This is a genomic window from Flavobacterium sp., from assembly GCF_043720215.1.
GTDB lineage: Bacteria > Bacteroidota > Bacteroidia > Flavobacteriales > Flavobacteriaceae > Flavobacterium.
Window position 1 is genome coordinate 1 of record NZ_JAYSSZ010000227.1, and the last position, 8,164, is coordinate 8,164.

Below are 8,164 nucleotides of genomic sequence, written 5' to 3' on the forward strand. Positions count from 1 at the left end.
AAGTAAGTCAAATTTAAACAAAATGAGTCCGATACAATATCGAACTCATTATTATCAAAATTAATTATAAATTTGTCCAAACTTTTGGGTTCAGTCTAACATTACTGCAAGGGTTTTATTATCTAAAATTGAGATTCCTCCTTTCGTCGGAATGACAATTATGATTTAGTATCTGTAATATTCTGGTTTAAATGGACCTTCAACTGGAACACCAATATAATCAGCTTGGTCAACACGTAAAGTTTCTAATTCAACACCTAATTTAGCTAAGTGTAACATGGCAACTTTTTCATCTAAATGTTTAGGTAACATATACACGTCATTGTTGTAAGCCGCACTGTTTTTCCATAATTCGATTTGAGCCAAAGTTTGGTTTGTAAATGAGTTACTCATTACAAAACTTGGGTGACCTGTAGCACAACCTAAGTTTACCAAACGACCTTCAGCAAGGATAAGAATATCTTTTCCAGCAATAGTATATTTATCTACTTGTGGTTTGATTTCAATTTTCGACGCACCGTGGTTAGAATTTAACCAAGCCATATCAATTTCGTTATCAAAGTGTCCAATGTTACAAACGATAGTTTTGTCTTTCATTTTTTCGAAATGAGAACCTAAAACGATATCTTTATTTCCAGTTGTAGTGATGATAATATCAGCAGTTGTAATAACTGTGTCTAATTTTTTAACCTCAAAACCGTCCATAGCTGCTTGTAAAGCACAAATTGGATCAATTTCAGTAACTGTAACAATAGAACCAGCACCTCTAAAAGAAGCAGCAGTTCCTTTTCCAACATCACCATATCCACAAACGATTACTCTTTTTCCAGCCAACATAATATCCGTTGCACGACGAACTGCATCAACTGCACTTTCTTTACATCCGTATTTATTGTCAAATTTTGATTTAGTAACCGAGTCATTTACGTTAATAGCAGGCATTGGTAATGTTCCCGCTTTTACTCTTTCGTATAATCTATGAACTCCAGTAGTAGTTTCTTCGCTCAAACCTTTAATTCCAGCAACCAACTCTGGGTAACGGTCAATAACCATATTCGTTAAATCTCCACCGTCATCAAGAATCATATTCAATGGTTTTCTGTCTTCTCCAAAGAAAAGTGTTTGTTCGATACACCAATCAAAATCAGGCTCATTCAAACCTTTCCAAGCATAAACTTGAATTCCTGCAGCAGCAATCGCAGCAGCAGCTTGATCTTGCGTAGAGAAAATGTTACAAGAAGACCAAGTAACTTCAGCACCAAGAGCAATTAATGTTTCAATTAAAACTGCAGTTTGAATCGTCATGTGCAAACAACCTGCAATACGAGCACCAGCAAGTGGTTGTTCATTTTTATATTCCGCACGAAGTGCCATTAATCCTGGCATTTCAGCTTCTGCTAATTCAATTTCTTTTCTTCCCCAAGCCGCTAGAGAAATGTCTTTTACTTTGAAAGCCACATAAGGCATAGTCGCTGTACTCATATTTATAGTATATTTGTATTATAAAATTTTTGCAAATTTACGTAATAAGTTTATAAAAAAACTAATTTCAGGAATATTTATACATTGTTTAACGGTCTAATTTATAGGCCACTAATTAATATGTTTTTTAGAAGCTATTTCCCGCTATCCGTTGCAATCTTTTCTTTTTTAAAGAAAAAAAGAAAAGGATTTCCACTATTATCGGGGCTAAAATCAAGTACATAACATGCCTTTACATAAAATAATTACCCACGATTCGGCTACCAAAATTTATATTTGGAAAATAGAAGAATCCTTCGAAGATTTATTCGACGAAGTTGTCCTGAACGACATCAACCTCATCAGGTTAAACACGATGAAATCTGAAATGCACCAACGAGGATTTCTAAGTGTTAGAAAACTATTACAAGAAGCGGGTTATTCTGACGCTGACTTGCATTATGACCAAGATGGAAAACCGCATCTAAAACCAAACAGTCAAAATATTGAGCCTGTCGAAATATCAATTTCACATTCTTTCGAATTTTCGACGATTGCAATAAGCGATAAACCTATAGGAATCGATATTGAATTGGCTAAAGAAAAAGTTTTGAAAATTGCTTCTCGCTTCATGGATGTTTCCCATTTAAAAGATTTATCAGAAGAAGAACAAATTAGGAAAGCAACTGTTGTCTGGGGAATTAAAGAGTCCGTCTTTAAAATTAAAAACGAAAAAGGCATTAGTTTTCCAGATCATATTTTCGAAAACACATTTTTATTATCAGACAAAAAAGCAACAGCTCAATTATCTTTTAATAATCTAATTGAATCTTTCGATATCTTTTTTGAAGAAATAGACTCAAATAATAGCCAAAATTATACTTTAGTTTATGCATTCGAAAATTAGAAGTAAATAAAATGAATCCTATTTACAATCAAATCTTACAAGCTAAGGCAAATCCCGAAGAATCGGGAAAAAAATTACTTGCTATTCTTCTAGATCCTGACAAAATCGATTTAGAGAATATTCAGAAATTAACCGAAAAAATTAATCAATCGCCAGCGACACATATTTTTGTTGGCGGAAGCCTTGTTGAAAATAATATTCTTGACGATTTAATTTTAAAAATTAAGGAAAACTGCGATTTGCCAATTGTGCTTTTTCCAGGAAATGCGTCTCAAATATCTAACAAAGCAGATGCGATTTTATTTTTGTCTTTAATATCAGGAAGAAACTCAGATTATCTAATAGAACATCAAGTAAATGCAGTTCCAATTTTAAACAAAACCAATCTTGAAATTATCCCGACAGGATATATTCTTATAGAAAGTGGCGCTGAAACTGCCGTAGAACGCGTGAGCAAAACAAAACCATTGTCCAGAAACAATCCAGAATACATTCTTCAAACAGCTCAAGCTGGCGAAATGTTAGGCAAAAAACTTATCTATTTAGAAGCAGGTAGCGGCGCAAAACTTTCTGTTTCTAAAGAAATCATTACCTTGGTTTCTCAAAACATCAAGATACCATTAATTGTTGGTGGCGGAATTGTAAATTTGAAAGAAATAACAAAAGCTCATAATGCTGGAGCCGATTTAGTAGTTATAGGAACTGCTTTCGAAAATGACATTAATTTTTTTAACCCGAGCCTATAATTTTAAAGATGCTAGACTATTTATTTTCTCAATATAAAGACTATCCAACTTATCAAATCACTCTAGAATTAGTTGCAATATTTTTTGGGTTATGGAGTGTTTGGTGTGCCAAAAAAGACAATATTTTGGTATTCCCAACGGGATTAATTAGCACATTTATATATGCTTATTTACTTTGGAAATGGGATTTATTAGGAGACTCCATGATTAATGGATATTATTTTATCATGAGTATTTATGGTTGGTATCACTGGACTCGAAAAAAAGGAAACATTGAAGAATTTCCTGTTTCGGTAATAACAAATAAGGAGAAGACAATAGCACTTATTATTTTTGTTTTAACAATCATTTTTGTTGCTTTTGTATATCTTTATTTTGGTAAATTTACCAATTGGTATTCTTACATAGACACTTTATTAACAGCAATATTCTTTGTTGGAATGTGGCTCATGGCAAAAAGAAAAATAGAAAATTGGATTTTTTGGATTATTGGAGATCTAATTTCAATTCCTTTGTATTTTGCAAAAGGATATACATTTACAAGTTTTCAGTATATAGTATTTACAATTATTGCCGTTTTTGGCTATTTAGAATGGAAGAAAATCTTAAACAGCAACAAACTAACATCATAAAAGTTGCCCTTTACGGGCCTGAAAGTTCAGGAAAAACAACTTTGGCAAAACAATTAGCCGAGCATTTTAATACGGTCTGGATTCCCGAATTTGCTCGTGATTATCTTCGAGAAAAATTAGATAAAACGAGCGAAGTTTGTGTTGCCGAAGATTTACTCCCAATTGCTATAGGCCAAACCAAATTAGAAAATGAAGCATTACTAACTGCTGATAAATTCCTTTTTTGTGATACAAATTTGTTAGTTACCAAAGTATATTCAGAAGCATATTATGGTTTTTGCGAACCCATTCTTGACAAAGCGGCTAAAGAACATGATTATGATTTATTTTTTCTAACAGATATCGATTTGCCTTTCGAGAAAGATGACTTGAGAGACAGTCAAGAAAATCGAGATAAGTTTTTTGTCGTTTTCGAAAAAGCTTTAGTTGATAACAATAAGGCCTATATAAAAATTTCAGGAAATAAAAAACAACGACTAGAAAAAGCAATTTCTATAGTAAATGATTTGGTCAAAGCTAAAGAAATGGGATTTTCTTCCCATGATTTTGTTCAAATATATGAACAAGGAGTGTCTTTAGTAAATATTGAAAAGCAAATAAATATTTTTAAAAATGGGATTCATAAAATCACATTGCAAAGTCCAGCTACTTTGCAAAATGGGATTTGGAAATTATCTGAAGAAGTATTTGAGAAAAAAGCACTTTTTTTTGATGAAAGAAAATCAAATTTGAAATTAGAAAAATTTGTACCAGCTTCTGGTGCAGCCAGTAGAATGTTTGAATTTTTAAATGAATTTCTAAATAATTTTGACGCAGAAACAGACACTATTAATAGCTATATTAACAAACATAAATCAACAAGCCTCTCCGTTTTTCTAGCTGGAATAGAAAAATTTCCTTTTTTTGAATCAATAAACAAACAACTTAATGAATTTTTTTCAGACTTTAATTCTTGGGAACGCGACAAAAAAAATTATTATTTTACAAAACTTCTTTTAGAGTCAGAATATTTAGATTTTTCTAATAAACCAAAAGGCATTTTGCCTTTTCATAAGTACATAAGTCATATTGCAACACCTATCGAGGAGCATCTAAACGAAAGTGTTTATTATGCAACATCAAACAATGTTTCGAACTTGCATTTTACAATTTCCGAGGATCATCAGCAGCAATTTGAAGAGATTTTACTAAAAATAAAAAGCAATGTTGAATCTCAAAATAAAACAAAAATAAATATTGCTTTTTCATATCAAAACAAGGGAACTGATACGCTTGCAGTTGATTTAGAAAACACTCCTTTACGTGACGAAAAAGGCAATCTCGTTTTCAGACCTGGTGGTCACGGTGCTTTGATAGAGAATCTAAACAAACTTGATTCGGATATCATTTTCATAAAAAACATTGACAACGTTATTCAAAATCATATTGAGGTTATTGGACGATATAAAAAAGGGCTAGGTGGAATTTTAATTGAATTGCAAGAACAAATTTTCTCATATTTAAAAAAAATTGACTCTAATTTAATTGTCGAAAAAGACATTGTAGAAATTATGTTTTTCTCAAAAAGCAAACTGAATATTAGCACTGAATATGATTTTGAAAATTATACATTTCAAGATAAAATCAGGTGTTTAAAAGAAATTCTTAATCGACCTATTCGTGTTTGCGGAATGGTTAAAAACGAAAATGAGCCAGGAGGTGGTCCTTTTTGGATTCGAGACACAAATACAAATTTATCGTTACAAATTGTAGAAGCCTTGCAAATAGACACTCAAAACGCCAGCCAAATAGATGTTTTAGATAACGCGACACACTTTAATCCAGTTGACATTGTTTGTGGAATTAAAAACTACAAAGGTGAAAAATTTGATTTAAATCAATTTATCGATCACAATAGTGGGTTTATAGTTAAAAAAAATAAAAAAGGAATAAATTATAAAGCCTACGAATTGCCAGGATTATGGAACGGCGCTATGGCAAAATGGATTACTGTCTTTATTGAAGTTCCTCTAATTACTTTTAATCCTGTAAAAACAGTAAATGACTTACTAAAACCAGCACATCAACCTCAGTAATGGAAATTGGAAAAATAAAATCAGAATTAATCTACAAAGCTGTACGAAGTTCTGGAGCTGGTGGTCAAAATGTAAATAAAGTTTCTAGTAAAGTCGTTTTGAGTTTCGATTTAAGAAATTCTCAATCACTTTCTGATGAAGAAAAATTACTTGTAGAAACAAAACTTTCTAATAGATTAACTTCTGAAAATATTCTGATTTTAAACTGTGATGAAGACCGAAGTCAACTTAAAAATAAAGAAATTGTTACCAAACGTTTTTTAGAATTACTTAAAAACGCTTTAATTATTCCTAAAATTAGAAAGGCAACAAAAATTCCAAAATCTATCATCAGAAAAAGAATAAAGGACAAGAAAAATATTTCTGAGATTAAGAATAACAGAAAGAAACCTGATTTTGGGTAATAGAAAAAAACCACGCTAATTGCGTGGTTTTATTTTTATTTTCCTTTGTTAGCTTCCGAAACATATTTCTCTAAAGCCATTGTCATAGAAGGCGTTTCTGGCGTTGGCGCTAGAATATCAATTCGCAAACCATGTTCTAGTGCTTCTTTTTGAGTTGTACTTCCAAAAACAGCTATTCTTGTATTATTCTGTTCAAAATCTGGAAAGTTTTTAAACAATGATTTTATACCTGTTGGGCTAAAAAATGCTAAAACATCATAATAAACATCCTTTAAATCAGATAAATCACTCATTACTGTTTTGTAAAAAGTACCTGGAACCCAGTCTACTTTTAAGTTATTTAGCGTTTGAGGAATATCAGCATTCAATTGATCAGATGAAGGCAATAAGAATTTTTCGTCTTTGTATTTTTTGAATAATGTAGTCATATCAACAAAATCTTTCTGACCTACATATATCTTACGCTTTCTATACACAACATATTTCTGAAGGTAAAATGCAACAGCTTCCGATTGACAAAAATATTTCAAATCTTCTGGGACTTTATAACGCATTTCTTCGGCCACTCTAAAAAAATGATCTACTGAATTTTTACTAGTCAAAATAATGGCCGTAAAATTATTTAAGTCGATTTTTTGAGAACGAACATCTTTTGCCAAGACACCTTCTACATGTATAAATGACCTAAAATCAACTTTAATCTTGTGCTTACTTTGCAGCTCAAAATAAGGAGAGTTTTCAACCTTTGGTTCTGGTTGTGACACTAAAATTGTTTTCACTTTCATATTAAACATTTTCTAAAGCACTACCTTTTTGTTATAACATAATACATAAAGTAATAGGGCGCAATTTCGAGTGTGCAAATATATAAAATAAAATAAAACAACTTACTTAATAATACGTTTTGATAATTCTTTAATGAAATCAAATAAGTCAGTGTATTAATTATCAATAATATGACTATAACACTAATTATAGCATAACTATTCATAATATTAGTGTAATACATAATAATATTAACTGGCAAAAGCAGCAATCCTATATAGTTTCTATAACTAACTTTGAACAAATTAAACTGTTCTATAAAATTTTCTGCATTAAATGAGGTTGCAATAATTTTTTCTATCAAAAATTTTGAAAGGACAAAAAAAGATAAAAAAGTAAATATTTGAACAAAACTTATCCAATTCGTTTTAGTAGTATATCCATAATGGCTTAAAACCAATTGCAGAAAAAATGACATCGAAATTAGCTGTACAACAAATAAAAGCACTGTAAACCAACTCATTAAATTACTACTATCTTTATATATCTTTAAATATTTATCATTAATTATTAGGTTTGCAAAATCTCTAAAACGATTCTCGAAAGCTGTTTTAGTTACCGCAATAAGCACAAATGAAACTACAAGTAATATAGTTACCCAATCTTTATTTTCTACAATTCGAGGAATAAGCTCAGTTTTGTTCATAGCGCAAAATTACAAAATTTTTAAACTATTATTTTAATTATAAATAATTTAAGAAACTCATTTACGAAAAAGCTTATTTTTGCATTAGAATTTTACCTTATGAAAGACGGAATTGTAATAATCCCAACCTATAACGAAATTGAAAACATCGAAATTATCATTCGAGCGGTCTTTTCGTTACCCAAAAAATTCCATGTTTTAATTGTTGATGACAACTCACCTGACGGAACTTCTATTAAAGTAACGGAACTTCAAAAAGAGTTTAACAGCGAGTTATTTCTTGAAACCAGAAAAGAAAAATCAGGATTAGGAACCGCCTATGTACATGGTTTCAAATGGGCTTTGCAACATGATTATGAATATATTTTCGAAATGGATGCTGATTTTTCTCACAATCCAGCCGATTTAGAAAAACTATACAATGCTTGTAGCTCAGAAAATGCCGGAATGGCGATAGGATCTCGTTAT

General features: G+C 30.9%; 9 protein-coding genes. 6 read left to right on the forward strand and 3 right to left on the reverse strand.

What is annotated here, in order from left to right:
- Positions 1-165: 165 nt before the first annotated feature.
- Complete coding sequence (gene ahcY, locus ACHZC3_RS10210; protein ID WP_394759762.1) at positions 166-1,482, reverse strand: adenosylhomocysteinase; 1,317 nt, start codon at positions 1,480-1,482, stop codon at positions 166-168.
- Positions 1,483-1,708: 226 nt separating this feature from the next.
- On the opposite strand from ahcY, the gene ACHZC3_RS10215 reads away from it, so the two are divergent.
- Genes ACHZC3_RS10215 through arfB form a run of 5 tightly spaced genes read left to right on the forward strand, consistent with a single transcriptional unit; the run spans position 1,709 to position 6,225 of the window.
- Positions 1,709-2,368, forward strand: a complete 660-nt coding sequence (locus ACHZC3_RS10215) for a 4'-phosphopantetheinyl transferase family protein (RefSeq protein ID WP_394759763.1) — start codon at positions 1,709-1,711, stop codon at positions 2,366-2,368.
- A gap of 11 nt (positions 2,369-2,379) precedes the next feature.
- Positions 2,380-3,114: a geranylgeranylglyceryl/heptaprenylglyceryl phosphate synthase gene (locus ACHZC3_RS10220; RefSeq protein ID WP_394759764.1), complete on the forward strand. Its 735-nt coding sequence runs from the start codon at positions 2,380-2,382 to the stop codon at positions 3,112-3,114.
- Positions 3,115-3,122: 8 nt separating this feature from the next.
- Complete coding sequence (gene pnuC / locus ACHZC3_RS10225; RefSeq protein ID WP_394759765.1) at positions 3,123-3,746, forward strand: nicotinamide riboside transporter PnuC; 624 nt, start codon at positions 3,123-3,125, stop codon at positions 3,744-3,746.
- Positions 3,707-5,821 (forward strand): DUF4301 family protein, encoded by a 2,115-nt coding sequence (locus ACHZC3_RS10230; RefSeq protein ID WP_394759766.1) that lies wholly within the window; start codon positions 3,707-3,709, stop codon positions 5,819-5,821. Before pnuC ends, ACHZC3_RS10230 begins: the two co-directional genes overlap by 40 nt.
- On the forward strand, positions 5,821-6,225 hold the full coding sequence (gene arfB, locus ACHZC3_RS10235) for an alternative ribosome rescue aminoacyl-tRNA hydrolase ArfB (RefSeq protein ID WP_394759767.1): 405 nt from the start codon (positions 5,821-5,823) through the stop codon (positions 6,223-6,225). The genes ACHZC3_RS10230 and arfB overlap by 1 nt, the downstream gene beginning before the upstream one ends.
- A 35-nt stretch (positions 6,226-6,260) precedes the next feature.
- Here arfB and ACHZC3_RS10240 read toward each other — a convergent pair whose 3' ends face one another.
- Together ACHZC3_RS10240 and ACHZC3_RS10245 are read right to left on the reverse strand one after the other, a co-directional pair.
- The gene (locus tag ACHZC3_RS10240) at positions 6,261-7,010 is read right to left on the reverse strand and encodes a uroporphyrinogen-III synthase (RefSeq protein ID WP_394759768.1); all 750 of its coding nucleotides are present in this window, start codon (positions 7,008-7,010) and stop codon (positions 6,261-6,263) included.
- Positions 7,011-7,030: 20 nt separating this feature from the next.
- Complete coding sequence (locus ACHZC3_RS10245) at positions 7,031-7,696, reverse strand: DUF4271 domain-containing protein (protein WP_394759769.1); 666 nt, start codon at positions 7,694-7,696, stop codon at positions 7,031-7,033.
- Positions 7,697-7,795: 99 nt separating this feature from the next.
- On the opposite strand from ACHZC3_RS10245, the gene ACHZC3_RS10250 reads away from it, so the two are divergent.
- Positions 7,796-8,164, forward strand: a 369-nt coding sequence (locus ACHZC3_RS10250; RefSeq protein ID WP_394759770.1) for a glycosyltransferase, incomplete at its 3' end; no start/stop codon positions are given.